Source organism: Mucilaginibacter sp. P2_A5 (assembly GCF_056404995.1).
In genome coordinates this window covers 119883-146670 of the sequence record NZ_JBFUCY010000006.1, presented here as the reverse complement: position 1 = coordinate 146670, position 26788 = coordinate 119883, and the positions used below count along the sequence as shown (strand labels likewise).

At 43.5% G+C, this 26788-nt stretch carries 26 protein-coding genes and 1 tRNA gene; 15 read left to right on the top strand and 12 right to left on the bottom strand.

The window, feature by feature from the left end:
- Window positions 1–9: 9 nt before the first annotated feature.
- Window positions 10–363, bottom strand: a complete 354-nt coding sequence (locus AC1DXF_RS07225; RefSeq protein ID WP_090641868.1) for a YciI family protein — start codon at window positions 361–363, stop codon at window positions 10–12.
- Between the two features lie 275 nt (window positions 364–638).
- On the opposite strand from AC1DXF_RS07225, the gene AC1DXF_RS07220 reads away from it, so the two are divergent.
- A complete protein-coding gene (locus AC1DXF_RS07220; RefSeq protein WP_477447588.1) occupies window positions 639–1304 on the top strand; it encodes a Type 1 glutamine amidotransferase-like domain-containing protein in 666 nt (221 codons plus the stop codon).
- 106 nt (window positions 1305–1410) lie between these two features.
- Here the strand turns inward: AC1DXF_RS07220 and AC1DXF_RS07215 are convergent.
- Window positions 1411–1497 (bottom strand) — tRNA-Ser (locus AC1DXF_RS07215).
- 183 nt (window positions 1498–1680) lie between these two features.
- Window positions 1681–2064 (bottom strand): hypothetical protein, encoded by a 384-nt coding sequence (locus AC1DXF_RS07210; RefSeq protein WP_477447586.1) that lies wholly within the window; start codon window positions 2062–2064, stop codon window positions 1681–1683.
- A 42-nt stretch (window positions 2065–2106) separates the two neighbouring features.
- Here AC1DXF_RS07210 and AC1DXF_RS07205 point away from each other — a divergent pair, with 42 nt between their 5' ends.
- The 3 genes from AC1DXF_RS07205 (at window position 2107) to AC1DXF_RS07195 (ending at window position 4412) form a co-directional block, all read left to right on the top strand.
- Entirely contained in the window at window positions 2107–2508 is a 402-nt protein-coding gene (locus AC1DXF_RS07205; RefSeq protein ID WP_477447584.1) for a DUF5655 domain-containing protein, read from the top strand.
- Window positions 2509–2598: 90 nt separating this feature from the next.
- Window positions 2599–2979, top strand: coding sequence for a hypothetical protein (locus AC1DXF_RS07200; protein ID WP_477447582.1), 381 nt, complete (start codon window positions 2599–2601; stop codon window positions 2977–2979).
- A 527-nt stretch (window positions 2980–3506) separates the two neighbouring features.
- Entirely contained in the window at window positions 3507–4412 is a 906-nt protein-coding gene (locus AC1DXF_RS07195) for a VOC family protein (protein ID WP_477447580.1), read from the top strand.
- A gap of 270 nt (window positions 4413–4682) precedes the next feature.
- Here the strand turns inward: AC1DXF_RS07195 and AC1DXF_RS07190 are convergent, their stop codons facing one another.
- Window positions 4683–5705, bottom strand: coding sequence for a metallophosphoesterase (locus AC1DXF_RS07190; protein WP_477447578.1), 1023 nt, complete (start codon window positions 5703–5705; stop codon window positions 4683–4685).
- Window positions 5706–5949: 244 nt separating this feature from the next.
- A complete protein-coding gene (locus AC1DXF_RS07185) occupies window positions 5950–6498 on the bottom strand; it encodes a 3'-5' exonuclease (protein WP_477447576.1) in 549 nt (182 codons plus the stop codon).
- Between the two features lie 592 nt (window positions 6499–7090).
- Here AC1DXF_RS07185 and AC1DXF_RS07180 point away from each other — a divergent pair.
- Window positions 7091–7489, top strand: a complete 399-nt coding sequence (locus AC1DXF_RS07180) for a hypothetical protein (RefSeq protein ID WP_477447574.1) — start codon at window positions 7091–7093, stop codon at window positions 7487–7489.
- A 137-nt stretch (window positions 7490–7626) separates the two neighbouring features.
- Here AC1DXF_RS07180 and AC1DXF_RS07175 read toward each other — a convergent pair whose 3' ends face one another.
- Complete coding sequence (locus tag AC1DXF_RS07175) at window positions 7627–9117, bottom strand: ligand-binding sensor domain-containing protein (RefSeq protein WP_477447572.1); 1491 nt, start codon at window positions 9115–9117, stop codon at window positions 7627–7629.
- Between the two features lie 454 nt (window positions 9118–9571).
- Between AC1DXF_RS07175 and lepB (AC1DXF_RS07170) the strand changes: the two genes are divergently transcribed.
- A complete protein-coding gene (lepB, locus tag AC1DXF_RS07170) occupies window positions 9572–10708 on the top strand; it encodes a signal peptidase I (protein WP_477447570.1) in 1137 nt (378 codons plus the stop codon).
- 21 nt (window positions 10709–10729) lie between these two features.
- The gene (gene lepB / locus AC1DXF_RS07165) at window positions 10730–12208 is read left to right on the top strand and encodes a signal peptidase I (protein ID WP_477447568.1); all 1479 of its coding nucleotides are present in this window, start codon (window positions 10730–10732) and stop codon (window positions 12206–12208) included.
- A gap of 66 nt (window positions 12209–12274) precedes the next feature.
- On the opposite strand, the gene AC1DXF_RS07160 is transcribed toward lepB (AC1DXF_RS07165), so the two are convergent.
- From AC1DXF_RS07160 to AC1DXF_RS07140, 5 genes are all read right to left on the bottom strand, one after another.
- Window positions 12275–12808, bottom strand: coding sequence for an RBBP9/YdeN family alpha/beta hydrolase (locus AC1DXF_RS07160; protein ID WP_477447566.1), 534 nt, complete (start codon window positions 12806–12808; stop codon window positions 12275–12277).
- A gap of 49 nt (window positions 12809–12857) precedes the next feature.
- Window positions 12858–13343, bottom strand: a complete 486-nt coding sequence (locus AC1DXF_RS07155; RefSeq protein WP_477447563.1) for an SRPBCC family protein — start codon at window positions 13341–13343, stop codon at window positions 12858–12860.
- A gap of 135 nt (window positions 13344–13478) precedes the next feature.
- Window positions 13479–14915, bottom strand: a complete 1437-nt coding sequence (gene asnS / locus AC1DXF_RS07150) for an asparagine--tRNA ligase (RefSeq protein WP_477447561.1) — start codon at window positions 14913–14915, stop codon at window positions 13479–13481.
- A gap of 52 nt (window positions 14916–14967) precedes the next feature.
- Entirely contained in the window at window positions 14968–15462 is a 495-nt protein-coding gene (locus AC1DXF_RS07145) for a DUF6252 domain-containing protein (RefSeq protein ID WP_477447559.1), read from the bottom strand.
- A 97-nt stretch (window positions 15463–15559) separates the two neighbouring features.
- Window positions 15560–16036, bottom strand: a complete 477-nt coding sequence (locus AC1DXF_RS07140; protein WP_477447557.1) for a DUF6252 domain-containing protein — start codon at window positions 16034–16036, stop codon at window positions 15560–15562.
- Between the two features lie 127 nt (window positions 16037–16163).
- On the opposite strand from AC1DXF_RS07140, the gene AC1DXF_RS07135 reads away from it, so the two are divergent.
- The 5 genes from AC1DXF_RS07135 (at window position 16164) to AC1DXF_RS07115 (ending at window position 20983) form a co-directional block, all read left to right on the top strand.
- Window positions 16164–17033, top strand: a complete 870-nt coding sequence (locus tag AC1DXF_RS07135) for a DMT family transporter (RefSeq protein ID WP_477447555.1) — start codon at window positions 16164–16166, stop codon at window positions 17031–17033.
- 50 nt (window positions 17034–17083) lie between these two features.
- Complete coding sequence (gene dnaG / locus AC1DXF_RS07130; RefSeq protein WP_477447553.1) at window positions 17084–19027, top strand: DNA primase; 1944 nt, start codon at window positions 17084–17086, stop codon at window positions 19025–19027.
- On the top strand, window positions 19027–19398 hold the full coding sequence (locus tag AC1DXF_RS07125) for a YraN family protein (protein ID WP_477447551.1): 372 nt from the start codon (window positions 19027–19029) through the stop codon (window positions 19396–19398). The genes dnaG and AC1DXF_RS07125 overlap by 1 nt, the downstream gene beginning before the upstream one ends.
- Window positions 19399–19403: 5 nt before the next feature.
- Window positions 19404–20483, top strand: a complete 1080-nt coding sequence (locus AC1DXF_RS07120; protein WP_477447549.1) for a glutaminyl-peptide cyclotransferase — start codon at window positions 19404–19406, stop codon at window positions 20481–20483.
- 104 nt (window positions 20484–20587) lie between these two features.
- On the top strand, window positions 20588–20983 hold the full coding sequence (locus tag AC1DXF_RS07115) for a DUF805 domain-containing protein (RefSeq protein ID WP_477447547.1): 396 nt from the start codon (window positions 20588–20590) through the stop codon (window positions 20981–20983).
- A gap of 113 nt (window positions 20984–21096) precedes the next feature.
- Here AC1DXF_RS07115 and pgi read toward each other — a convergent pair whose 3' ends face one another.
- The gene (pgi, locus tag AC1DXF_RS07110) at window positions 21097–22743 is read right to left on the bottom strand and encodes a glucose-6-phosphate isomerase (RefSeq protein WP_477447545.1); all 1647 of its coding nucleotides are present in this window, start codon (window positions 22741–22743) and stop codon (window positions 21097–21099) included.
- Window positions 22744–22995: 252 nt separating this feature from the next.
- On the opposite strand from pgi, the gene AC1DXF_RS07105 reads away from it, so the two are divergent.
- The 3 genes from AC1DXF_RS07105 (at window position 22996) to AC1DXF_RS07095 (ending at window position 26782) form a co-directional block, all read left to right on the top strand.
- Entirely contained in the window at window positions 22996–23433 is a 438-nt protein-coding gene (locus tag AC1DXF_RS07105; protein WP_477447543.1) for a hypothetical protein, read from the top strand.
- A gap of 99 nt (window positions 23434–23532) precedes the next feature.
- Window positions 23533–24625, top strand: a protein-coding gene (gene prfB, locus AC1DXF_RS07100; RefSeq protein ID WP_143065359.1) for a peptide chain release factor 2 whose coding sequence is annotated in 2 segments (ribosomal slippage) — window positions 23533–23592 and window positions 23594–24625 — 1092 coding nt in all. Because the reading frame shifts where the segments join, the coding sequence is not laid out codon by codon here.
- Between the two features lie 468 nt (window positions 24626–25093).
- Entirely contained in the window at window positions 25094–26782 is a 1689-nt protein-coding gene (locus AC1DXF_RS07095) for a sensor histidine kinase (protein ID WP_477447541.1), read from the top strand.
- Window positions 26783–26788 lie beyond the last annotated feature (6 nt).

Genomic DNA, 26788 nt, shown 5'->3' with positions numbered 1-26788 from the left:
TTTTAGCTTTTAGTGTGTTCCATCATTTTTGGCAATGCGGCGCACTTCCATCGTATTGCCTTCGCCTTGCAGAACCGGGCAGCCTTTAGCAAATTCAGCAGCCTCGTCTGCAGATTCGGCCCTCACCACAATAAAACCGCCTATAGTTTCTTTGATCTCGCCAAAAGGGCCGTTGGTAACCATTTTGTTGGAATGTACCACACGGGCATCATCAAAAGGCAGGCCCGTGCCGCTCACAAATTTGTTTTGGGCGGCAATACTACCAATCCAGTCCATGGTTTGTTTCATCCATATTTGCATTTGCTCCGGCGAGGCTATCTTTGTGCCATCCTCGTGTCTCATAATTAATGCGTACTCGTTCATTTTCTTAAGCTTTAATTGTTACTGAATTTATGAATTATAACCCGATAACAATTGAGGTTTTTGGAATTGGACAAGTACTGCGAAATCATTTTCTCTCATTTAACCTACGGGGTTTAAGCCAGGTATTACCGGCCATTCTTTAAAGTACATTAAATAGCTCTAAATCACCGCACATCGCCGCAAAACACCTCTATATTGGCGCGATTGCCCCACATGTGTTTACTTCCTTCATTTTAATTTTATATAATTATTTTAACCCATTAATTTGAAACATCATGAAGCTGCTTCTCACTTCGGCCGGTATAAGCAATACGAGTATCCATAACGCGCTTATTGAATTACTGGGGAAACCTGTTGCCGAAGCCCGTGCCATTTTTATCCCCACCGCCATATACGCCATAGCCGGCGGTGCCGATATATCACGCAGAGTAATTTGCGGACAGTTAGGCGACCCTTTCTGTGACCTGGGTTGGAAATCCTTAGGAATACTGGAACTTACTGCACTGCCAAGCATCAAACAAGAACTTTGGTTGCCCATGTTGCAGGAAACTGACGCCTTGCTGGTTGGAGGGGGCGATTGTCAGTATTTGTGTTACTGGATGCAGCAATCGGGCCTGGCAAAACTTTTGCCCTCGTTGTTGCAAAAGATAGTTTATGTGGGCTTAAGCGCCGGGAGCATGATCATGACCCGCTTCGGGACCACCTACGGGAACCATAATTTGCCGGCCGGAAGCGATAAGTCGCTGAACCTGGTCGATTTTGCGCTACACCCCCATTTAGATCATGAATGGTTCCCGGACAATTCCATGGGAAATATTCAAAAACTGGCCGCTACGATAGCAGTGCCTTCATACGCGATTGACGATCAGACAGCCATAAAAGTAACTGACGACAGCATTGAGGTTATTAGCGAGGGACACTGGAATCTGTTTAATCCCTGAAACCGGGAGGCGCGGTAAATTCGCCATAGCCATTTTGATTGTTGGAGTTAATTTATGTAGAAAATAAAAAATGCCGTCCGGTAATTGCCGGGCAGCATTTTCTTAGCGGAGAGGGAGGGATTCAAACCCCCGGTACCTGTAACAGTACACCTGATTTCGAATCAGGCACATTCGATCACTCTGACACCTCTCCGTATTGCTACATTAGCTATTTGAGGGCGCAAATATAATATTATGTACCAACGTGAGGGTAAGATTTTCTAAAATAAATGCAGCAGCGTCGCAAAACGGGCTTAGTTAGCTGAGCCCGGCCTGGTAGTCACATCGCCTGAAAAAAACGCGCTGCCGGAGAGGGAAATCGCCGGAAGGGTTTGTTTTAAAGGCCGGTAAATAAGGCTACGCTTTTAGGTGTTACCTTGCCAATCCTTTCATCTTTGTTTGATATCAGTTCACACAGCTGTATCGCAGCGCTTTCAAAATCATCCTGGCTATCGCTCAGCAGCAACCAGGCGGTATCAAATACCTCGTTTTCATCAAACTGAAAATTGGCAATTGCGGGGATCTCTGCTTTTAAACCGGCGTGATGTTCCCGCCTGGTACAAACCCAAATGCCGTTGTGCTGTGCATTTTTGCCGGTTTTCCGGAAGATCAGCACTATCTTCCGATCAAAATAAATGTAGAACATGCCAACCGCCGGCTTTACAATGGTACTGGCCGGAAGGTAACCCAACAGGAAATCAAAAGGCACAGTTTTTTTCATGATGTGGGGCGCATTTTGGTAAATTTAGGCAAAAAATGAATAATGAGCTGGACCTGCCCCAAATGTGAACGCGAACTGCCGAAACCTGAACAGGGGCATTATTGCGCCCGGGTTAGCCTCGACAGTTTGTTTCATGGCCGCCCGCCTGAACTTGTGCTGGTGTTTGATAAAATACTGGCCGAGGTAGCCGGTTGGGAGGATGTGCTGGTTGGTACTACCCCGAACTGTATCGTTTTTACACGGCGACTGACCTTCCTGGTAATCCGGCCGATGAAAAAGGAATTGGATATTAAGTTTTACTCGAAAGCTCCCCATCCTGAAAAACCGGTGCTCAAAAGTGTGGCTTCGGGCAATAAGTTTGAAAACTACATCCGTATTGCCTTGCTGGATGACCTGCGGCCTCAATTGTTTCTTTATCTGCGGGAATCACATGACATTTTATAGTGGCGTTAAGCGTACTAAGTTTTTAGTTTTTTTTGACTTAGAGCTTAAGGCCATAAATTTTTTTTAGATTAGGTTTTTCAAACTCAAACGATGAAACAACTGATTTTACTTGCATGGCCGCTACTTTTTTGTATACTACAGCCTAACGACTGCAGCCGTTTCAGAAACGGCAAATTTAAAGCAACAATTAAAGGAGCGCCCTACTTTATAGAGCGTAATGGGGATTTGCAGCGCGAATGGGTATTGGGCGCCACTGATTCCAGGAATTCGACGTTGCATGTGAAATGGATTAGCGACTGTACCTATACGCTTGCGCCGACCGAAGAAACCCTTAAGAAGGCTCCGCACATCCCCAAGTACGCTGTGCTGACATCCGAGATCATTAAAACGACAGACAGCTCTTACACCACTAAAGTAACAGCTAACTATTCAACGTTCGTTGACACCACAACGTTTATCAGGGTGAATTAGGATAAACTTATAAGTCGACCACGCTCGCCTGTCGAAGTGTGCCGCGTGATCAGGCTGAAGCGGTAAGTTGTAGCGGGGGATCAGGTAATTCGAACGTTGGCCGGCCAGGGTATATTTCTACATCCCTCCGCTGTTTGAATGTCTGAGTTTCGTGAATTTTATCACTTACAATCAATTACGTGTGGATATGTGCTTCATTAGAAGTATAAAACATTAATAAACAAAATTTAAACAGCCTCTCAGAGACCGTCTAAATATGAGATTTATTCATTGCCGTTAACTTTAGTCAACGGTAAAAGAAAGCATCATTGCCGGCTTTTAGTCATTATTCCGTTGACTAAAGTCAACGGCAATGATTTTTATATGATACATAAACATCTAAATCAAATTTATGAGGTTTTTAGTACTATAAACTTAACAATAGTTATTTGTCGCAATTACGCCCCTAAAATGTCCGGAGTATGCCTTGCGCCTCCCCGCGTTTTGGCGTTATTTTTGACTAGTATTTACACTAAAACCATTTACCTATGTTCCCCATTAAACCACACATCTGGTTCGACCAGGATAAAGCCAGAGAAGCTGCCGAATTCTACGCATCATTATTGCCCGGTTCGGCCTTAAATTATGTCAATCATTTTGCTATGCCCGGCGGCGGCGAATGCGAAACAGTTGAATTTACTGTAGCCGGACAGCCCTTCCTGGGCATCAGTGCAGGGCCTGGCTTAAATATCAGCCCTGCCATATCTTTTATGATCAATTTTGATCCCTCGCGCGACCCGGATGCTGCCAAACATATAGACGAGGTTTGGAACAAGCTGTTACCAAACGGAAAGGTGATGATGCCGCTTGACCGCTATCCCTTTAGCGAACGCTACGGCTGGATAAGCGATAAATACGGCGTATCGTGGCAGTTGATCCTGACCAACCCAGATGGCGACGAAAGGCCCGTGATCGTTCCATCGCTGTTGTATACGGGCGGTGTAGCCGGTAAAGCCAATGAGGCAATCGACTTTTATTGCTCGGTATTTAAGGATGGCAAACGTGGCATCACAGCCCCGCGCCCTGAAGACATGGGACCCGACAAGGCAGGTACGCTGATGTTTGCTGATTTTTACGTAAACCATACCTGGCTGGCGGCTATGGATAGCGCGCATCCGCACGGGTTCGCTTTTAACGACGCGGTATCATTACTGATCGCCTGCGAAACACAGGAAGAGATTGATTACTACTGGAGTGCCCTTACGGCCGACGGCCAGCCGGGGCAATGCGGCTGGCTGAAGGATAAATACGGTGTATCCTGGCAGGTTACCTCAACCGTAATGTTTGAGGCGCTTAAGCATGGCAGCCCAGAACAGGTTGCCCGCGTTACGCAAACTTTTATGACAATGAAAAAAGTTGATGTTGCAGCTTTGCAACAGGCCTACAACGGGTAGCTCGATAGAATTTAAGGAGAATAAGAAAGCCTGTAAATTATTGTTTGCGGGCTTTTTTATTTTGAGGATGTTGGTGGGGTGAACGGGAGCCGATTAGAACACCTTAGTGGGGTTTTTGATTTATATAGAATCTATAAATTGATTTACACATATTCCTTTTATCAAATAGAAAATCAATGTGTTGGCTTTAAGCTTCTATATAATAAAAGATATCTTTAATGAATCATAATAGAATTTAAGATGTTCAACAAACCGGCTATAAATGTTTTTTTATAGCGCAGCTGTATGATCTAAATTTAGCTGTTTAGCAATTTCGATGATTTTTTGAGGGGTATTCAGACTTTTTTTGAGATCTTCAAATTTTAAATTATCTGCTTTACTCTTAAAAATAAATGTTTTAAAATCGTACTTACTTGCCGCTATACTAAATCCTTCCCGATGCCTGCTTATTAAATCTATTGTAAATAAATCTAATTTATCTTTTACCGATGTAAGTAAATTTTCGAGCTCTGTGATCCAATTTTCGAGTTTGTTTAAAAAGGTTCTTGCATCTGTATCTTCTACAAAGGAAAGCTTTTCCAACTGTTTTCTAATTGTTGTAAATTCCATGTTGTGCCAATCCTTTGACTTTAAAACAGTAGTTTGCCAAAGTTTTTGCTCATTTTTCCAGTAATCGCCATTAGATTTTACCTGGTGAATTATAAAGCCGGGCAATTCAATGGCCGTTAAAAAACCGCCGTGACACGATCCTGTGTCTATTCCGTAAGTGTTGTTTTTTATTATTGGAAATTCGCCCACTACATGATGACCAAAGATAATAGGCTTCTCTCCATTATAATAATCACTCCAATATGTTTCCGTTCCGTATTTTTTCTCTAAATAGCGTTCCCCGGAGGTTGATCCGCTAAGTACCTCATCCTTTTGATCCCTCAATGATTTGTCATGTTCAAAAGCAGCATGAACAATAATTGCTTCTTCTGTTTCATAATAATAACTAAGCGTATTTAGCCAGTTTAAAAATGATTGATAATCCTGGCCGAATTGCACTTTAACAATTTCCTGGGCATAGCTTAATACACCATTTATATGTTTTCTCTCGTGATTGCCGATTATTACTTTGGAATTTGGCCGGTTAATAAAGTATTCATATACGTCCTTCGATTTATTACCCCGATCAACTATATCTCCAACCGAAACAAGGGTGTCTTCAGCGTCCAAACCTATCTTTTTGATAAGACCGATAAGTTCGTCATAACAACCATGTATATCTCCTACAACAAATGTTCTTGGCATACACCGAATATAATTCAATTATTTAAAGGCGATAATATAATTCTATAAAGAATCCACAAAAGATGACGCCATATTTGGTACGTGCTTGATTTGGGGAGTTAGAGAAAATCTGTTAGAAGGCCTTTTTAACAAAGTAAGAAGATTAACCATTCCTATAGGTTAGGAACTGTTAATAGTAATACAAGATCAATACATTAATGAGGAAATGCCTGCAAACAGATGTGTTGCGGTATAAGTGGAGTGTTTAAGCCGCTACGAGGCTGTGGAGGATTTTTGCGATATTTTTGGCATCGTCGACGCCACGATGGTGTGTTCCTTCTAAAGGCAGCTTTAACATACGTAAAGCACGCGCCATGCCTATGCCCTTAGTTAGTCCATGTACTTCAGAAAAAAGTACCTTCACATTGATGTGTTGCCCCGACATAGGATAACTTATTCCAAATTTCGCGCATTGTTCTTTAAGCATGCTTCTGTCATAAGCGCCATAGCTGGCCCAGGTAAGCTGTTTCGAATTGAATCGTTTTTCCAAAGCATTGCAGGCTTCTCTCAATGATACCCCACTTTCTTCAACCATCTGCGGAGTAATGGAAGTAAGCCTTGTACAAAATTCACTGATCGTGGATTTAACGGGCTTTACCAGGATACCCTCGTTCGCGGATATTTTGCCGGTTTCTGTATTCAATTTACAAATGCCAATTTCAATGATCTCGCTTTGCTGTTTTTGATAATCCCCGTCCACCTCCCAGCACGTGGCCTCGAGGTCGACGATAATAATTTCATTTGTTGTTTCCATAATTTATTATTTCATTTTATTTGTTTTGAGAAACCGGTCCATCCGGCTTCTTTTATTATAATATACGGAAAAATAATGGAAATTCAAAGGGTAGAAGTAAAGTTGCACTTAGGCGGGCCATATGGGCCGGAAATGTAGATAGATGACTTGTGATTTTCAATTTAAAAAAGTCATGGCAGTTAGGTTACTACCAGCCCCAATACACAAGACTGCGCCAACGAGGTATTTATAAAGCATAAAGCTTACGCCCACCCCAACCTCAGCGTTAGGGATTGTACCGGATACCGGCCGAGCGGGAGGCACAAGGGTAGGCCGTGGCTAAGGCCATGTGCACGTATGAGGGGAAAGCCCGGCCCGCTTCTACCAGCGGGAAACGCCCTGTTTTAGATGTTAGATGTTAGATATGAGATTTGAGACTTTTGAATTGCCTGCATAGGGGCCAACACGGTCATAGACAAAAACCTTTTTCTGACTTTCCGGCTCCCGAACCCCGCTCCCCGGACCTCGATCCCAAACTTCCGGACTTTCCCGACTTCCGGACTTTCCGACTTCACCCCGCAAACAATTTAGCCCCGCCACATATTACTAACCTATGATTACAGTAATAGGCATTTTTGAAGATATTAACCTTGCCGACGATGTGTGCGAGTACCTGCTGGGCAACGAGTTTGACGCCGATAGTTTAGACCAGCACACCCACAAATCGCTACCCGGCCACGATGCGCACGAGCCCGGCGCCATTGACCGTATTGCCACGTTTTTTAACCACCTTTTTGATAACAGGCACGACGCCGAAGCCCATGCCACCGCCGGCCGTAATGGCACAATTGTAACTGTACACGCCCCTTCGGCCCGGCTGGCCCAGGAAGCTGTTGACGCACTTAACAATTACGGCGCTATAGATGTAAATGCTTTTGACGAAAATACCACCGGCACACGCAGTGTAATGATTGAGCGGATTGTGGCGGATGAGGTGAGGCTGCGGGGGTAGGGTTCGGGTTGCGAGGTTCGAGGTTCGGGTTGCGAGGTTCGGGGGGCAAGTATTTGACACTCACGTTCCTATTACCCTATTCTTTTAATACGCTGCCCGGCCGTTTTGCCTCCCCGTAACGACTCGCAACCCGAACCTCAAAACGTTCCTCTTTTCCTGATCCTTAGCAAACCGTTAGCTGTTGTAACATAAATAACCCCTTTGGAATCCTGCACCACCTGGTAAATTTTATAGCCGGGGGCGGGCGAGTTGGCATTGTTGTAGTTTTCCCAACTGTTTTTTAAATCGTACCGCACCAGGCCCGATTGATCGGTGCCGAGCCATAGTACGCGTTCAAACTTATCGTACATGATGCTGGTTACATGGTTTGATGGCATGCCCGAGTTTTTGTCGGTTAAATGCAGCCAGCTGCCGTCGGGGCGTAGTACTGCAATGCCCTCGTTATCATCGTCGGTAGCGGCTTTGGCGGTGCTTACCAATGAAAAATAGATGTTGCCCTGCTCATCTTCGGCAGCGCCTGATATGCTGGCGTTTTTCAATGGCGAATCGGCTGTGGTAAAGGTGGTTGGCAGCAGGTCTTTCTCGATGAGGATGGTGCCCTTTGAGGTGCCAATCCACAGACGTTTGCGGCTATCTACATAAGCATAGGTTACGTTGCTTGAGGGCAGCAGCGGGATGGTTTTTTTGTTGAGCACCACCACTTTGTCTTTACGAACCACTACCATGCCATCTTTGGTGGTAAAAAGCAATTCGCCGTTGCGGCTTTTTAAAACATGGGTAACCGGGCTTTTTATAAACTTTTTAAAATCGTACACCTGCCAGCCTGCATCCGTACACTTGTAAATGCCATTATCAATGTAGGCCCATTTGGCGTTCTCTTTGTCGACAGTAATTTCCTGGACAGCCGTTTCGGATGTAAAAGGAGAGTTGTACTCATTAACCGGGTTAAAGGTGGTGCCATCAAAGCGGGTGAGCCCGTGCGCGGTAGCGTACCATAACACATCGGTGTTGTCAATAGTGCACGATTGGCTTACGTTATCGGGCAGCGGCGAATCATATTTGGTCCACTTGGTAAACTCATAGCTGTTGAGCGATGGGTTGGTATATTTGGTACTGGTATTATAAATTGTTGGCGGACCGGCCGGTTTCATCTGCTCCAGGTCTATCCGCAGCATCTGGGCCGAAATACGGCCAAAAGCTATTTTAAACTGCACATTTACCGATGATGCCACACGTTTGCCATGGTCAACAGCCGCCTTCCACAGGCTGCCGTTCAGCAGGCGAATGATATCGGCCGTAAGGGGGCTGTTGGTAACGTCGGTATGGCTTAGCACACAGCTAAAACCCGAAGGCTCAACCAGTACCTGGAAAGTGAGAGAGCCGTTGGCATCTTTAAACGAATATTTACGGTTGATACGGTCGCACAGCTGGTCGAGTGTAAACTGACTGCAGGTAGCTTTGGGGCTGCCGCAGTCGATACAGTAATTTTCGGCGCTGCATAGCTCAATCTTTTGTAAAAAAAGATTTTGCGCGCAAACAACCGCGGGAAACACGAAAACTAAAAAGCATGTAAGCAGCAATAGCTTACCGGTTTTGGATGGATATAACAATGTCAGCATTAATTTCATAAAATAAAGAAAGCAAACGCAAACCACCAAACTTATAATAGTTAAAATAGGTTAAAGTTTTGTTACAAAGGGGAGGAGGGACTCAGAATGAATCATGAAAAAGGCGTAGCTTATTAAATATGTCATGGTTGTTTCAGTATCCCACATGTCGGCTTGACTTAGTGCGGGTCTATTCGCCTGAGTAGTACTGCCAAGTGCCGGATTTTGAAACGATTGAATTTTTTTTTCGACTTTCCGACTTCCCGACAAAAGACTTTCGGACTTAATCTTCATATTGCCTTTTTGAAATTGCATATTTGCACCGCCAAGCGGGTAACATATTGCTTACATGATAGTCATAGGGAAATAATTAATAAGATATTCATCAAAAAATAAACAAATTTGTGAAGTAAGAGTGCGCATTAACCTTAATCATCTGCACATCTGAATTTGAAATTTGCACATCTGATCAAAAATGAACTGGAAATTCTGGAAAAAAGATAAAACCACGCCAAAAAAGAAAAAAGGGGCCGTCCGCGAATGGGCCGATGCTATTTTGTTTGCAGTTATAGCAGCTACCCTGATTCGTACGCTTTTTATTGAAGCGTACGTGATTCCCAGCGGATCGATGGAGGGCTCATTGCTTATTGGCGATTACCTGTTTGTAAGTAAGGTTAACTATGGCGCACGTATGCCCATAACGCCATTGGCTGTGCCATTTACAGCCCATACCATACCGTTTACCGAAACCAAATCGTACCTGGATGTGCAATTGCCTTATTATCGCCTGCCGGGTTTAAGCGATATAAAAAAGGGCGATATTGTAGTGTTTAACCTGCCCACGGAAGCAGATTCGCCGTTATACCGGCCGGTAGACCGCCGTGAAAATATCATCAAACGATGCCAGGGTACCCCGGGCGATACATTGAGTTTGGTTAATGCACTGGTATATGTTAATGGCAAACCCAGGCCGGCGGTTGAAGCCGGTAAAATGGCTTATATCATAAAAACGGATGGTAGCGGGATAAATCCTGATTTGGTTAACGAACTGCAATTAGAAAATTTTGGTGCTGTTGACAACATCACTTTTACAGCTAATGCTACTATTGAATCAATCAAGCAGTTAAAAACCTATTCCAATGTAAAATCGGTAACCCCAAATATCGCTATTAAAGACCTGGTTGATGATTTTAACCCGGTTTACCCTTTATCGCACCCCGACTATAAAATAGGCTCCATGCCGCGCTACGGTTGGAATGTAGACAACTTTGGCCCGGTTATCATCCCTAAAAAAGGCTGGACGGTTAAGCTGGATAGCCTCAGCTTCCCGATATATGGCCGCGCCATTGCTGTTTATGAGCATAATGCCGTTAAAGTTAACGGAAAGGATATTTTTATAAACGGAAAAAAAGCCGATACTTACACCTTTAAAATGAACTACTACTGGATGATGGGCGATAACCGCCATAACTCCACCGATTCGCGCTATTGGGGCTTTTTGCCCGAAGATCACGTGGTTGGCAAAGCCTTGTTTACCTGGATGAGTATTGATAGTACGGCATCGTTTGTACATAAAATAAGGTGGAACAGGTTGTTCAGGGGTATAAAGTAAAATAACTAAAAAGAACTTATAGTGAACGTTGTAGAATTTGTAATTGCATTTATAATACTGTTTGTTTTGCCTTATGTGGGCCTGTGGAAATTGTTTGAAAAGGCCGATAGGCTGGGATGGGAAGCCATAATACCAATTTATAATTTTTACGTGATAATAAAAATAAGTGGTAGGCCACTATGGTGGATGGTGCTGCTATTTATTCCTGGTGTAAACTTTTTGGTGTTTATTGGCCTGATGGTCGATTTTATAAAATCGTACGGCAAGTTTACCCTTGCCGAACATTTTGCCGGCGTAGCGTTGGAGTTTATATACCTGCCCAAATGGGGTTTTGATAAAAATACCAAATATTTAGGCCCATCGGCAAGTCCGGAATTTAGGGAAAAATATAAAAAGGCGCTTAAAAAAACCGCAGTACGCGAGTGGGCCGATGCCATTATTTTCGCGGTGATAGCCGCAACATTGATCCGCACGCTGTTTATAGAAGCTTATGTAATTCCGAGTGCATCTATGGAAAGTTCTTTACTTATTGGCGATTACCTGTTTGTGAGCAAAGTAAACTATGGCGCCCGCCTGCCTATGACGCCCATAGCTTTTCCATTTGCGCATCATACCATGCCGCTTATTAATACCAAAGCTTACTGGGATGGTATTGAATTACCCTATTACCGTCTGCCCGGTTTAAGCGATATTAAAAAAGGTGATGTGGTGGTATTTAATTATCCCATGGATGCCGATTCGCCGTACTTTCGCCCGGTTGATAAACGCGAGAATTATATAAAACGCTGCCAGGGCACCCCAGGCGATACGCTAAGCGTGGTAAATGCCCGGGTGTTTATTAATGGTAAAGCCAAAACAACTCCTGTAAACGGCGAAATTACTTACCGTGTACAATACGACGGGACGCCAATTAACCCCGACCTGATAAGCGAGCTGCACCTGGCTGATATTGCCACAACCGATAGGCCTAATGAATTTGTAACAAACACTACGGTAGCATCGGCCAATGCATTAAAAGGATACGCAAATATTAAATCGGTTACCGCCGATTTGGCTAAGCCCGGCGCTACAGATGGCTACACTGTTTTCCCGTTGAAGTATCCTTACTATAAAATTACACCAAGTTTCCCCGTTTTTACCTGGAACCAGGACAACTACGGACCTATCATCGTGCCTAAAAAAGGCTGGACAGTAAAGCTGGATAGCTTAACATTCCCGGTATACGGCCGCGCTATTGAAATTTACGAAGGCAATAAAGTTGAAGTAGTTGGCAAGGATATCCTGATTAATGGTAAAAAGGCCGATAGCTACACCTTTAAAATGAACTACTATTTCATGATGGGCGATAACCGCCACAACTCCGAAGATTCGCGTTTCTGGGGATTTGTTCCTGAAGATCATATTGTGGGCAAAGCGCTGTTTATCTGGATGAGTATTGATGATCAGGCCGGCTTCCTGCACAAAATCAGGTGGAGCAGGTTGTTTAACGTTATTAGATAAGGTGAAAGGTGAAAGGTGTTATGTTAAATAGGTTTGGCCTTTTACCCTTTACCTTTCACCTAAAAATTACCCGTCCAGTTCACGCAATAACTCGAGGCCTGCTTCCCAGGGTCCTAAGCCCGATGCCGCGTTAATATGGCTGGCATCGCCTATGCTGACCAGTTTGCTGCCCCAGGCATCAGCAAATAGTTGAGCACGTTCGGGTGTTACATAAAAATCGTTGGTGCTCATTACCGTGGTGCTTTTAAACGGCAGCTTTATCAGCGGCACAGGCGCAAAGCCGGTTGTTCCGGTTGGGTAGCTTTCGGCTTCGGTATCGCTTGGGGCAACCAGCAGGGCTGCTTTAATGGCTACGTTATATTCCTTTGCCCAGTAGGCAATGGTGGCGCAGGCCAGGCTATGGCCTACCAGTATCACATCTTTAGGGTCATGTTTGTCTACATAAGCCTGCAAGGTAGTTATCCAGTCGGCACAAACGGGTGTTTCCCAATCCTGTTGCTCAACACGGGTAAAACCAAATTGCTTTTCCCAAAGCGATTGCCAATGTTGCGGCCCGGAATTGCCAAGGCCGGGGATGATGAGGATAGTTGATTTGAACACGATTTAACGATTTTACAGGATTAACAGGATTTTTGCTTTTTTTTGAAATTTAATGCCGCGTTCCAGCACCCCCTTCAGGGGGCCGGGGGGCTTCCGCCGCTTTTTTAATTTCCTGGTTGCGTTGCTCCAGCAAGCGGGTCATATACCGTTCCAAAAACAGGAAGTTAGCTATAATTCCTAAAAATCCCAAGGGAGCATCAAACATAAAAATATCCTTCATCAGGGTTTGGTTGTTGATGGGATAAAAATAATGTTCGTGGCGGAAGGCTTTAAATGCACCCTGAACCATTTCGTCGGTGAAGTAATTGGGATATTCCATTTCGGTAACCTTCGAGGTTAAGGTTTGCCAGATGCCGAAATGCTTTGCCCGCCAGGTAACAGTTTCACCCAGTTCAATCAGGCCGCTGGTGCGCCCGGCTACGGCAGTTTCGCCGCTCTGCTGCATCGAATCTAAATGCATATCAATACTCCTGGCCAGATCGAAACACCGGGCAACGGGGGCATTAATGTGGGTGGCTAATTCGATAATGGGCATGGTAAATAGCTTTAAACCATCATGTCATTGCGAGGTACGAAGCAATCGCGAATTTGCAAAGCGGAAATGCAAAGTTTGCGATTGCCACGTCGTACCTCCTCGCAATGACATGGGTTTTTCGACAGAATCCTTCAATTAAAATTCTGCATTCTTCGGGAACCTTGGGAAAGGGATCACATCGCGGATGTTGCCCATGCCGGTAACAAACAGCACCAGGCGCTCAAAGCCTAAGCCAAAACCTGAATGAGGGCACGAGCCAAAGCGGCGGGTATCCAGGTACCACCAAAGTTCGTCTTTAGGGATGCCCATTTCGTCCATGCGTTTTTCTAACAAATCCAAACGCTCTTCACGTTGCGAACCGCCTACAATTTCGCCTATGCCCGGGAAAAGGATATCCATAGCGCGCACGGTTTTACCATCGTCATTCAGTCGCATGTAAAACGATTTGATCTCTTTAGGATAATCGGTCAGGATCACCGGTTTTTTAAAATGCTTCTCCACCAAATAACGTTCATGCTCGCTTTGCAAATCGGTACCCCAGCCTTCAATCGGGTAAACAAATTTTTTCTTTTTGTTCGGGGTCGATTCTTTCAGTATCTCAATAGCCTCGGTATAGGTAAGACGCTCAAAATTGTTATCTAAACAAAAGTTCAGCTTCTCTAACAAGGTCATGTCAGAGCGTTCGTTTTGCGGTTTTTGTTTTTCTTCTTCCTGTAAACGCTGGGTTAAAAACTCAATATCATCCGGGTTTTTATCAAGGGCGAATTTGATCACATATTTCAGCATGTCCTCGGCAAGGTCCATGTTGTCGTGCAGGTCGTTAAAGGCCACTTCCGGCTCAATCATCCAAAACTCGGCCAGGTGGCGGGTGGTGTTTGAGTTTTCGGCACGGAATGTTGGTCCGAAGGTATAAATATCGCTCAGGGCCATTGCTCCCAGTTCGCCTTCCAACTGGCCGGATACGGTTAGGTTGGTTGATTTGCCAAAAAAGTCCTGTTTGTAATCTACCTCGCCGGTATCGGTTTTAGGTACATTGTTCAGGTCGAAGTTGGTAACGTGGAAAGCTTCGCCCGCGCCTTCGGCATCCGATTGTGTAATAACCGGGGTATGCAGGTAAATAAAGCCACGCTCCTGAAAAAACTGGTGTACCGCGAATGCCAGGCTGTTACGCAGGCGAAATATCGACCCAAAAGTACTGGTACGGAAACGCAGGTGGGCGTTTTCCCTCAAAAATTCCAAACTGTGTTTTTTAGGCTGGATAGGATATTTTTCGGGATCGCTGTCGCCTAAAATTTCGATATCCTGAGCTATAACTTCAACCGTTTGGCCTTTGCCCAATGAAGCGATGAGTTTTCCTGATACGCTTAGTGCGGCGCCAACTGTAATGCGTTTTAGCAGCGCAGGATCGGTGTTTTCAAAGTCAACAACAATCTGGATGTTATTATTGGTTGAGCCATCATTCAAAGCGATAAAACGATTAGACCGGAAGGCGCGAACCCATCCTTTAACTGTTACATCAATATCCGTTTGCTGGCTTTGCAGCAATGCTTTGATCTTTGTGCGCTGGCTCATAATGTATAATTATGTGTAAAAGTGTGTATTTTTTTGAGCCGCAAAAATACAATTAATTATGTAATGTGACTTTGAATTTGCCGTTTAAAAAACTTACATGGTTAAGGGTATTGGCTAAGGTATCCGGCGATCTGATCAGCCGTAAACTGAAAGTACCGCTAACAGAATTGCCCGCCCTGTCAAATTTTTCGACTATGGCGTAGCTTTCGGCGGCTGCGCTATCGATGGTAAAATTATTCATGAAGGAGGATGGGCCAATGGAATAGTAGTAAAAGCCGTTTTCGCCTTTAAGTACATATTTGCCGGTACCTGTGTATTTAAATCTGAAGCCCATTACTTTTTGGGGTATATCGTCAGAAGTGCCCATAACGGTTACGGTATCGCCTGCCGCGCTTATTTTGCTGTTTGCCGGGTTGGCACGCCATGCGGCGCCGTCTTTTTGCGCGTTGATATAGTAATTGTAAACAGGCATAACGCAGCATTTTTGACTACAGGACGTACAGTATATGGTAATGGTGCTTAGCAAAAGCAGGACTGCCTTTTTCATATAGATAAGTGGTTTGTAATTATACAGTGAAAGCCCGGACGTGATACAATAATAAATTCCTGATTAAACCGGGTGCTTAACAAGTTACAAATTTAAATTAGTGTAGCGCTACTTTAAATTGTCCATTTAAAAACTGTAGCGAGGCGGGTTTATCTGCAGGATAAGTATGTTTGAATTTTAAATTGAACGTGCCTGTTACAACTTTGCCAACTTTGTCATACGATGCAATAATAACTGTATTTGCATAAGTATCGTCTAAGCCATATTCGCTGGTTATTACATCGCGCCCTACGGTGTTGTAGTATAACGCCTGGTTGCCTTTCAGGCTATAAGTTCCCGGTGCCGATGCTTTAAATTGCATGGTAAGGGTTTCTTCAAGCTGTGTGCTAAAATTGGTGCCAAATAAAGCGATGGTATCTTGTCTTATATTACTGCTTGATGGGTCGGCACTCCATTGGGCGTTGTTTTTATCGGCTACCATATACGCTATATTGGGTAAAACGCAGCACATTTTTTTACCGCAGGCAGTTAAAAGCGTTGTTAAAATAATAAAGGGCAGGATATATTTTTTCATGAGGGAAGAGGTTTAAATACATTACGGCGCCAAATTACCATATGATACATTCCGTGTCAAAAACATATATCTCCGGCCTATTCAAAAGCTATTTGTGTAAGTTTGCCGCTCAACAAAATACGCCATCATGAATCCAAAAGTAAGCCTGGTTATTGGCATTTTATGCATCTCGTTTTCGCCAATATTTGTGAAGCTTGCAGGGGTATCGCCAATTGGCTGCGCGTTTTACCGGGTGTTTTTTGCCTGGCTGTGCCTGCTGCCTTATTGCATCATCAAAAAGAAACTTAAGGTAGAGCGCAAGCAATTGATCATTGCCATTATAGCAGGGATTGTTTTTGCGGCAGATGTATCGGTATGGAACTTATCATTGTTAAAAATCAGCGCCACGGTATCAACTTTAATTGCCAACCTGGCTCCTGTTTGGGTGGGCTTGTTTAGCTTTTTACTTTTCAAAAAAAGTGGTGGCCTTTTATTCTGGGCAGGCACATTAGTGGCCATAGGCGGGATGGTGGTATTGGTAGGGTACCAGCATATTTTGCACCTGGAACTTAACGCGGGGATATTATTGGCGGTGTTGGCCAGTTTGTTTTATGCCACTTATATTATGATTACCAAAAATATTATGGCAGGCATAGATGTTTTTACATTTATGTTTTACAGCATGCTGAGCGCGAGTGTTTTCCTGATTATAGTAAACAGCTTTGTTGGCGGAAGCCTGTTGGTGTTCCCTTTAAAGGTTTGGCTGTGTTTTATTGGTATGGGCATTATTTGCCAGCTGTTGGGCTGGCTAACCATCAACTATTCGTTACGCTACCTGGAATCGACAAAAGTGGCTATTACCCTGCTGAGCCAAACCGTTTTTGCGGCCCTCCTTGCCGCAGTTTTGTTGGGCGAAAAGCTTCAGCTGAACGAGATAATTGGTAGCATCATTGTGCTTGCAGGGATAGCAGTAACATTTTTAAAGCCACATAACCAACCAAATAAAATTGTATCTTAACGTTTGTTAATCATCAATTGATGATTTGCCCTACATTTGCATTTTAGCGCATGATCATAAAATCCACCATCGACCGTATTATGGAAGCCACCGACATTGTGGAGGTGATAGGGGAATTTGTGCAGTTAAAAAAGCGCGGTGCCAACTATGTGGGCCTTTCGCCATTTGCCAATGAGCGTACACCATCGTTCACGGTATCGCCCGCTAAAGGCATTTTTAAAGATTTCTCTACTGGTAAAGGCGGCTCGGCAGTTACTTTTTTAATGGAGCTGGAAAAATTCAGCTATCCCGAAGCCTTGAAATGGCTGGCCAAAAAGTACGGAATTGAGGTAGAGGAAACCGTAGAAGCTCCTGAAAACCGGGAAGAGGATCTGCGGCGCGAAAGCCTGATGATTGTATCGGGCTATGCCGCTAAATTCTTTCACGAAAGTTTGCTTGAAACTGATGAAGGTAAAAGCATCGGCTTAAGCTATTTTAAAGAGCGTGGCTTTAGTAACGATATCATCAAAAAATTTGAGCTGGGCTACTCGCCCGATCAATGGGAGGCTTTTACCGGGAGCGCCATAAAAGAGGGTTACAAAGAGCAATTTTTGGTAGATAGCGGCCTGTCTGTAAAACGGGATAACGGCACCTTGTATGACCGTTACCGTGGCCGGGTAATGTTCCCGATACATAATTTTACCGGTAGGGTTATCGCGTTTGGTGGCCGTACCTTAAAAAAAGATAAAAACGTACCCAAGTATGTAAACTCGCCCGAGAGCGAGATCTACCATAAATCAAACGTACTTTACGGCTTGTACTTTGCCAAAAAGTCCATCCGCGAGGAAGATAATTGCTACCTGGTTGAAGGCTATGCCGATGTGCTTTCGGTAGTGCAGGCCGGTATCGAAAACGTGGTGGCATCATCCGGTACATCGTTAACCGTCGAGCAGATCAAGCTCATCAGCCGGTTTACCAAAAACATTACCATTTTATATGATGGCGATGCAGCGGGCATAAAAGCGGCCATCCGCGGGTTGGATATGATCCTGGAGGAAGGCCTTAACGTAAAAGTAGTTACGTTCCTGGACGGGCACGATCCGGACTCGTACGTACAGGCCAATGGCTCAAGTGCTTTTAAAAAGTATATCGAGGAAAACAAAAAGGATTTTATCCTTTTTAAGGCCAATACACTGCTAAAAGATGCAGGGAACGACCCCATAAAAAAAGCCGGTGTTATCCGCGAGATTGTAGAAAGTATTGCCAAAATTCCCGATTCAATCAAGGCGTCGGTGTTCATTAAAGAGTGCAGTTACATTTTGCAGATTGATGAACGTGCGCTGTTATCCGAGCTTAACAAAATGCGGCAGGCCAAATCCAAAAAGGATGGCCAGCAGCAGCAAAATCATAACCGGTACCAGCCGGAAATGCCGCCTGACGAGCCTCATTTTTTCGACGAGGCTGATCTGGCACCAAGCGCCCCTAAAAAAGAATATTTCCAGGAAAAAGAGGTCATCCGGCTGCTGTTGTTATACGGAAGTAAAATGATTGATTGGGATGGCATTGCCAATACCTACATTGGTCCTTTTATGATAGCCGAGCTGGGCGATGTTACCTTTGAAGATGAAACCTGTAAACTTTTTGTTGAACTATACCGGCAGGAAGTAGAGAATGGTGTACTGCCAGAGGATAGCTATTTTATCCATCACAAGGATAAAGGCATTGTTGATATCAGCATTGATTTGCTGAGCTCCAAATACACCCTGAGCGAAAACTGGTACGATATGCACAAGATCATGATTCATGACGAGCAGCATAATATGAAGGCTACCATCCTGGGCGCTATTTTTCATCTTAAAAAACATAAAGTGGAAGGCATGTTGGACAATCTGCGGCTGGAACTCAAAAATGCAGCGTCTGAAGCCGACCAGGAAATACTGCTTAACCAGTACATGCGCATGAAAAAGGTTGAAAAAAGTATCTCCGACTTTTTAGGTTCAGTAATTATCAAATAATGGCCCAACACCTTGATCTTGGTCGCGCGGGCGAAGCTTTAGCCAAAACACACCTGGAAAATGCCGGTTACGAGATACTTGACGAAAACTGGACACACGGCAAAGCCGAAATTGACCTGATTGCATATAAAGACAAGGTTATTATATTTACCGAAGTAAAAACGCGCACCGGTACCGGCTTTGGCATGCCAGAAGATTTTGTAGATGCGCGCAAACAAAAATTATTGGCCGATGCTGCTGATGAATATATTTATTTGATGAACCACCAGGGCGAAGTGCGGTTTGATATCATCGCTATTTTGTTCGACAGGGATAAAAACTATATACTAAACCATATCGAAGACGCGTTTTGGCCGTCGGGCACATTATGAAAAACATGAATAACACATTAAAGATATTTTTTGCTGCCGGTTTATTACTGGCGCTTGGCTGTAATGGATGCCGTCAAAAACCGGCTGATAACGGCGCCGATTACACCATCAGCCCGGAAGCTGGTACTACTTATAAAGCAGGTGATGTGGTAAAAGTAAAGGTAGGCCTGCCGGCAGATACCAAACCCGATTCGGTAGTGTACATGATGGAAAACCTACGTTTAGGTGTGGCTAAAGATTCATCTGCTATCAGCGTAAAAACAGACACTATCCCCCTCGGTATAAAACTGATAACTGCCAAAGTTTACCAGGGAGGTAAAAGCCAGGATGTAAGCACCAATATATTGCTGTTAGCTGCTAAAGCCCCCGAAGCGTTTACTTTTAAAGTAGAGAAAACCTTTCCGCATGATACCAGTTCATACACCGAAGGCTTGCAATATGCCGATGGCGTAATGTATGAAAGTACAGGCGATTACCAACGCTCGGCCTTGCTGAAAGCCGATTTGCAGACTGGTAAAATTTTAAAGTTAGTAAGGTTAAAGGACAGCACCTATTTTGGTGAAGGCCTTTCGGTTGTTGGTGATAGGATTATCCAGCTTACCTGGAAAAATAAGGTGGGTCTGGTTTACGATAAAAATACCTTAAAACTGCTTAATACCTTTACAAATAACGTTGGTGTTGAAGGCTGGGGTATGTGCTTTGACGGCAATAAGCTGTACATGGACGATAGCACCAATAAAATATGGTTCCTAAACAAGGACACCTACCAGGAAATGGGTTCCATTAATGTTTGTGATGACAAAGGCCAGATAGATTCGATCAACGAACTGGAGTATATAGAGGGGAAAATATACGCCAATGTTTACGAAACTGATGATATACTGGTGATCAACCCCAAAACAGGAGCCGTTGAGCAAAAGATCAACATGAAAAACCTATACCCGGATTCGGAAAGGCCCGCTGGCCGTGATTGGGGAAATAATGTACTTAACGGTATAGCTTACGATGCTCCAACCAAACGTATTTTTGTAACGGGGAAAAGATGGCCGAAAATGTACCAGGTAAAGTTTGTGAAGGTTCCGTGACTTGTTGAATGTAAAGGAAGAAAGCTGATTAAGAAAAGATTTAACAAATAAATAGGCGGGAATAGTTGTACAATTTGTACCTTGGGCTAACCTAATCTAATATCATGTTTAAAAATCTATTCTCATTTGAAGGCCGTATCCGAAGAACTGAATACGGAATTAGCTTTATCGTCTATGTTATCTGTTATGTAATCATCAGGCTTTCAGCTGATGGCGCAGGTGGCTCTAAAATGATTTTACTCGGGTTTATACCCCTGTTGTGGTTTATGTGGTCGCAGGGAGCAAAGCGTTGCCACGATATTGGGAAAAGTGGCTGGTGGCAAATAATTCCATTTTATTTTCTTTGGTTAATATTCCAGGAAGGTGACGCTGACGATAATGACTATGGCGATAACCCTAAAAATAATGGTTTATATGATTCGCGGCAATATGAAAACCCATTCCCGGAAAAGCCAACAATTAACGATGGCTATTCACATACCCAGGAGCACAAAGATTAATTTCTTCCATAGTTATGCCCAATAATTTAAAAAGATTAGCAACAAAGGTCGGTATCAAAAAAACGGGCCTTTGTTGCTAAATCAAAAACTCCCCCTTCAGGGGGCTGGGGGGCTTACCGCCACGCCTTATACAAATTAATCAAACCATTAGTTGATGAATCATGGCTGCTTATTTCACTATCGTCCTTCAATTCAGGTAGAATTTTGCCTGCAAGTTGCTTACCTAATTCAACACCCCATTGGTCAAAGCTGTAAATGTTCCAGATAATGCCTTGAACGAAGATCTTGTGCTCATACATGGCAATTAACGAACCCAGGCTGTGTGGGGTGATCTTTTTAAGCAGGAATGAGTTGGTTGGACGGTTGCCTTCAAACACTTTAAATGGCGCAATAGCTGCAATTTCAGCTTCTGTTTTGCCGGCGGCTTTTAACTCTTCAATAACTACCTCTTCGGTTTTGCCGTTCATCAATGCCTCTGTTTGGGCGAAGAAGTTTGATAGCAACATGTTATGATGCTCGCCAAGCGGGTTGTGCGATTGCGCAGGAGCTATAAAATCGCAGGGGATTAGTTTGGTACCCTGGTGTATCAATTGGTAAAAAGCGTGCTGGCCGTTGGTGCCTGGCTCGCCCCAAATGATTGGACCGGTTGAGTACTCCACATGTTTGCCATTACGGTCAACATGTTTACCGTTACTCTCCATATCGCCTTGCTGAAAGTACGCTGCAAAGCGGTGCATATATTGGTCGTAAGGTAAAATGGCATTGGTTTCGGCTTCGAAGAAGTTGTTGTACCAGATACCTAAAAGAGCGAGTGTTACCGGGATGTTTTCTTCAAACGGCGCTGTTTTAAAATGATTGTCGGTAGCATGCGCGCCATCCAGCAATTCGGCAAAATTATCAAAGCCGATGCTTAAGGCAATTGACAAGCCAATGGCGCTCCATAACGAGTAACGGCCGCCAACCCAATCCCAAAACTCAAACATATTTTTTGTATCGATACCAAATTTTTCGACAGCGGCAGCATTGGTTGATAAGGCAGCGAAGTGCTTGGCCACATCTGCCTCGGTAGCGCCGGCTGCTAAGAACCAGTCGCGGGCGCTGTGTGCATTGCCCATAGTTTCCTGGGTGGTGAAAGTTTTGGATGCTATCAGGAATAAAGTGGTTTCGGGGTCAACAATCTTTAGCGTTTCTGCTATATGTGTGCCGTCTACATTGCTTACAAAATGCAGGTTAAGGTGGTTTTTGTACGCTTTTAATGCTTCGGTAACCATTACGGGACCTAAATCAGAGCCCCCGATACCTATGTTTACCACATCGGTAATAGGTTTGCCGGTGTAGCCTTTCCAGTTGCCAGATATAATGGCTTCGCTGAATTCTTTCATATGGTCAAGCACTTTGTTCACATCGGGCATTACATCCTTGCCATCTACATATATAGGTGTATTGCTGCGGTTACGCAGGGCAATGTGCAGCACAGGGCGTCCTTCGGTTACGTTGATAGTTTCGCCGGCAAACATAGCTTCTATTGCCTTATTTACAGAGCATTCTTTTGCCAGCTGTATCAATAACGCTATAGTTTCATCATCGATGCGGTTTTTGGAGTAATCCAACAGGATCTCTTCAAACTGGATAGAGAATTTATTAAATCGCTGATCGTCAGCATCGAATAATTCTTTCAGGCTTTTTGATACAATATCAATGTAATGGTCGGCTAAATATTTATAGCTCTGGGTAGTTGTGAAATCTATATTTGGCAACATAGTTGAAGTGTTTTTGACAAAAGTAACAAGTTAATTGTTAGATGGATATTATTTATCAAACTTACTATTCTCTGTGTTATTTTAACACTACGTACATAGTGTTTATTTTACACCTTAAAATTGCGAATTTTTAAAAAATATTTGCAAATTGTTTGGAGATTTAAAATTATTATTTGATATCTTTGTATTGTTGATAATCAAATGAGTGATTTATCATCAATTTGTAAATTTCAGTATAAAATTGTTGCTACTATGTTTGGAAAACTTTTTTTGCTTGTAAAAAATAACGCCGGGACGGCAGTTATTAACAACCCCTCAATTCCTGTAAAACACCACGAAAGCGTGCTTATTGAAGCATCGAGCGCTATCATCGAGGTATTAAAAGGACAAATGGAAAACGGTAAATTGAAAGATTTAGTGAAGTATTTTCGCTCGTCGGGTATTTACAATCAATCATTGGTATCCAGTATGGTTAGCAGGTTTGCCAACAGGCTCAATACTTTTTATCATATCGACCCTGAACAGGCGATGATCGCCTCAAAGGCATTGATCCCGGCTGTGATGACCGAGCTGGTAAAAGCTTCAAAAAGCGAGCAGGTTAAAGAATTTGGCCTTAAAAATATGCTTACCAAGCTAAATGGTGACCGTGCCGACTTAAGCTTGCTGCTTGACCGCGCTATGGTTGCTTAAAATATTCATCTACCTTGTAAAAAAGGTCTGCAGATTGATAATACAATTTGCAGGCCTTTTTTTATTTATGCCGATAATCTAATTGCATATATTTGCCACATGACTAAAGAACAGATTCAGGATTTAAGGGATAGAGCAGCTTCCCTGAGGAGGCATCTTTGACATCGACAAGAAATTAGAGCTACTAAAAGCTGAACAGGAAATAACTATTGGCCCGCATTTTTGGGACCACCCGAAAGAGGCCGAAAAGGTGCTGGCATCCATCAAAGTAAAAAAAGTTTGGACAGACGAATTTCAAAAAGTATTGGCGGTAATTGAAGATACCGGTGTGCTGTTTGAATTTTACCAGGGCGGTGATGCTACCGAGGCCGAAATGCTGGAGCAGTATAACATGGCTATAAAGGCCGTAGAAGAGCTTGAATTTAAAAACATGCTCTCGGCCGAGGAAGACCAGTTTAATGCCGTACTGCAAATTACAGCAGGCGCAGGCGGTACCGAAAGCTGCGACTGGGCCGGTATGCTCATGCGCATGTACATTATGTGGGGCGAAAAGAACGGCTACAAAGTTACCGAGCAGGATTACCAGCCCGGCGATGTGGCCGGTGTAAAAACCGTAACGCTGCAATTGGAGGGCGATTTTGCCTACGGCTACCTTAAAGGCGAAAACGGCGTACACCGTTTGGTCCGCGTATCGCCATTTGATGCCAATGCAAAGCGCCATACTTCGTTTGCATCGGTTTATGTTTATCCGCTGGTTGATGATACCATCGAGATTGACATTAACCCGGCTGATATCGAGTTTGAGACTTTCCGCTCGGGCGGCGCCGGCGGGCAAAACGTGAACAAGGTAGAAACCGCCGTGCGTTTATACCACAAACCATCGGGCATTATTATCAAAAACCAGGAGTCGCGCTCACAGTTGCAAAATAAGGATAATGCTATCCGCTTGCTGAAATCGCAGTTGTACGAGATTGAGATGCGCAAACGTATGGAAATAAGTAACGCCATTGAGGGCAATAAAAAGAAAATAGAATGGGGATCGCAGATCCGCAACTATGTTTTGCACCCTTACAAGCTGGTTAAAGATTTGCGTACCGACCATGAAACCTCGAACGCCGCCGCCGTACTTGATGGCGAGCTTAATGAATTTTTAAAAGCTTACCTGATGGAGTTTGGCGGGCCGAAGAGTTAAGGATGAATGCTAGCGATTACGGGTATTAAAAAAAGAGATTTGTTACTGGTGGCATACCACTTGTTTTCTGCCATAGCCGTAGTTTATTTTATGAAATCGGGAAACTTTAAAAGTGGTCCTTGTACCCCAGATTTAGATGTTTTAGGTTTCTTTTTGGCATTGTTGATATCAATTGTACTGACCCTCGTGGGAATAGTAATGTTAATAAAGAGCCGGCAAAATAAATATTTCCTCATCATTAATTTGACGGCCATGCTCATATGGCTTTCCATTTTATTTTGGAATAGTTAATCACTCAATCTTGAAAACAACAATAGCGATGGGGCAATTCTATCGCTATTGTTGTTTTCAAGCATATTTCGCCAAATTCTCACCCGAAAATACCACATACTCATTGGGCGTTGTTAACCCCGGCACGTAAATACATTTTTGTGATGTAAATAATAATTGTAAACTTAAACACACATCATGAAAAAGAGAATTTTAGTATTATTAACCGGGCTAATCCTTAGTTTCATCTCCCCGTTACGTTCCTCTGCGCAGCCAAAGCAGGACCTATCCTTTGGTAATCATTTTACCTTCGAGTACAAAGGGGCGTATTATGGCGTTAAAGACACCGATTTGGCCATGGTTAAATCCTTTAAATTGATAAATGACAAACACCCTATTTGGCTGGGCGTGAAGCTTAATCCCAACCTTGTTGATTTTTTTGCATCAAGTGTAAAATCGATGTCTAAAGAGTATCCAAGTTATATCATTTCAGATACTTCAGCAGCAATTTTAATAGCGTACGGCATTACAAAGGCTAACGTTAACGACTATCGCTATCATGTAGTGGAAAATGATAGTGTTGAATTAGTTCCATGGTCAACAATACCAATGCTCCAGCAAAAATATGGGGCAAGTGAACCTTATGGTTTTTTGGGCAAGTTTAAAGCTCCCGGTAAGCAACTATTGGTAGAGGTGCTTAATACCCAAAATTACGATATACGGCAGGGAGTGGTATTTGACTGGAAACCTAACTTTAAACCCTTTGTAACACGGATGGAAATTAACCGGTTAAAAGACTATTTTGACCTGGATAATGTAAAGCTTAATCATGGGTATGCTAAAAAGTTTAAAGAGTACACCGGGGTGCCGTTAGATTTTAGCTTTCCGGCCGATAGCGTTGTCAGTATACGCTTGTACTATAAACATCATGAAACTATACCCTATGTGGTGTACCTGGTTAAAGATGTGAATGGGAAAAAAGACACCACCGAAATGGGATATTACAACCGGGAAAATTATTATGATATAGATAGTAAGTTTTACAACAAACCCGGCAAATATGAAATAATTATTCAGCGAGCAAATGATCTTGGCAAGTGGCCCGAAGAACAAATGTTGCGCATCCCGTTTAACGTTGAGCCTCCCCCGGTATCAGATAAAAAAGTCTCCCTAAAACAAGCCTTACCTTACATCATAGCAACACTCACGGGTGTTGTTTTGCTGTTTGGGGGCTACTATAGGCGCAACCAGGTAAAGTTGTTACGTGCCGCGCAGGAAAAGCAAACGGCCGGCTTAAAGCTGCAATCCATCCGGGCCCAGCTTAACCCGCACTTTATGTTTAACGCTTTAACATCTATCCAAAACCTGGTAAATAAAAATGATATTGCAGGTGCAAATCATTACCTGTCTAAATTTGCGGGCTTGACACGCCAGGTGTTGGATACCGGCAGCGAGGAATTATTAAGCCTGGAACAAGAACTTGCTATTTTAGATGATTACCTGCAAATGGAACAGTTGCGTTTTGGCTTTAAGTATGAGATAATAGCAGATCCGGATTTGAACAAAGCCAATATCGATATCCCGGCCATGTTGCTGCAGCCCTTTGTAGAAAACGCGGTTAAGCATGGCGTAGCCATTTTAAAGGAGCAAGGTCGGATTGAAGTATCAGTGAGCCGGCAAGGCCAGGACATCATTTTAACTATAAAAGACAACGGCGAATGGATAGAGGTTAACAATGCTGGCGAAATAAGTGGATATGGCCTGAAATTAAGCCGGGAACGTGTAGCTTTATTAAACCAGTTATATAAAGATCAGCCGGTGAGTTTACATATTGATAAGCAAGGGCCGGGAACTGTTGTCAGTATCCGTTTATCAAACTGGATATAAAATTTA

Coding starts and splice junctions, on each gene's coding strand:
- AC1DXF_RS07225 (WP_090641868.1), bottom strand. CDS start 363: ATGAACGAGTACGCATTAATTATGAGACACGAGGATGGCACAAAGATA.
- AC1DXF_RS07220 (WP_477447588.1), top strand. CDS start 639: ATGAAGCTGCTTCTCACTTCGGCCGGTATAAGCAATACGAGTATCCAT.
- AC1DXF_RS07210 (WP_477447586.1), bottom strand. CDS start 2,064: ATGAAAAAAACTGTGCCTTTTGATTTCCTGTTGGGTTACCTTCCGGCC.
- AC1DXF_RS07205 (WP_477447584.1), top strand. CDS start 2,107: ATGAGCTGGACCTGCCCCAAATGTGAACGCGAACTGCCGAAACCTGAA.
- AC1DXF_RS07200 (WP_477447582.1), top strand. CDS start 2,599: ATGAAACAACTGATTTTACTTGCATGGCCGCTACTTTTTTGTATACTA.
- AC1DXF_RS07195 (WP_477447580.1), top strand. CDS start 3,507: ATGTTCCCCATTAAACCACACATCTGGTTCGACCAGGATAAAGCCAGA.
- AC1DXF_RS07190 (WP_477447578.1), bottom strand. CDS start 5,705: ATGCCAAGAACATTTGTTGTAGGAGATATACATGGTTGTTATGACGAA.
- AC1DXF_RS07185 (WP_477447576.1), bottom strand. CDS start 6,498: ATGGAAACAACAAATGAAATTATTATCGTCGACCTCGAGGCCACGTGC.
- AC1DXF_RS07180 (WP_477447574.1), top strand. CDS start 7,091: ATGATTACAGTAATAGGCATTTTTGAAGATATTAACCTTGCCGACGAT.
- AC1DXF_RS07175 (WP_477447572.1), bottom strand. CDS start 9,117: ATGAAATTAATGCTGACATTGTTATATCCATCCAAAACCGGTAAGCTA.
- lepB (WP_477447570.1), top strand. CDS start 9,572: ATGAACTGGAAATTCTGGAAAAAAGATAAAACCACGCCAAAAAAGAAA.
- AC1DXF_RS07155 (WP_477447563.1), bottom strand. CDS start 13,343: ATGCCCATTATCGAATTAGCCACCCACATTAATGCCCCCGTTGCCCGG.
- asnS (WP_477447561.1), bottom strand. CDS start 14,915: ATGAGCCAGCGCACAAAGATCAAAGCATTGCTGCAAAGCCAGCAAACG.
- AC1DXF_RS07145 (WP_477447559.1), bottom strand. CDS start 15,462: ATGAAAAAGGCAGTCCTGCTTTTGCTAAGCACCATTACCATATACTGT.
- AC1DXF_RS07140 (WP_477447557.1), bottom strand. CDS start 16,036: ATGAAAAAATATATCCTGCCCTTTATTATTTTAACAACGCTTTTAACT.
- AC1DXF_RS07135 (WP_477447555.1), top strand. CDS start 16,164: ATGAATCCAAAAGTAAGCCTGGTTATTGGCATTTTATGCATCTCGTTT.
- dnaG (WP_477447553.1), top strand. CDS start 17,084: ATGATCATAAAATCCACCATCGACCGTATTATGGAAGCCACCGACATT.
- AC1DXF_RS07125 (WP_477447551.1), top strand. CDS start 19,027: ATGGCCCAACACCTTGATCTTGGTCGCGCGGGCGAAGCTTTAGCCAAA.
- AC1DXF_RS07120 (WP_477447549.1), top strand. CDS start 19,404: ATGAATAACACATTAAAGATATTTTTTGCTGCCGGTTTATTACTGGCG.
- AC1DXF_RS07115 (WP_477447547.1), top strand. CDS start 20,588: ATGTTTAAAAATCTATTCTCATTTGAAGGCCGTATCCGAAGAACTGAA.
- pgi (WP_477447545.1), bottom strand. CDS start 22,743: ATGTTGCCAAATATAGATTTCACAACTACCCAGAGCTATAAATATTTA.
- AC1DXF_RS07105 (WP_477447543.1), top strand. CDS start 22,996: ATGTTTGGAAAACTTTTTTTGCTTGTAAAAAATAACGCCGGGACGGCA.
- AC1DXF_RS07095 (WP_477447541.1), top strand. CDS start 25,094: ATGAAAAAGAGAATTTTAGTATTATTAACCGGGCTAATCCTTAGTTTC.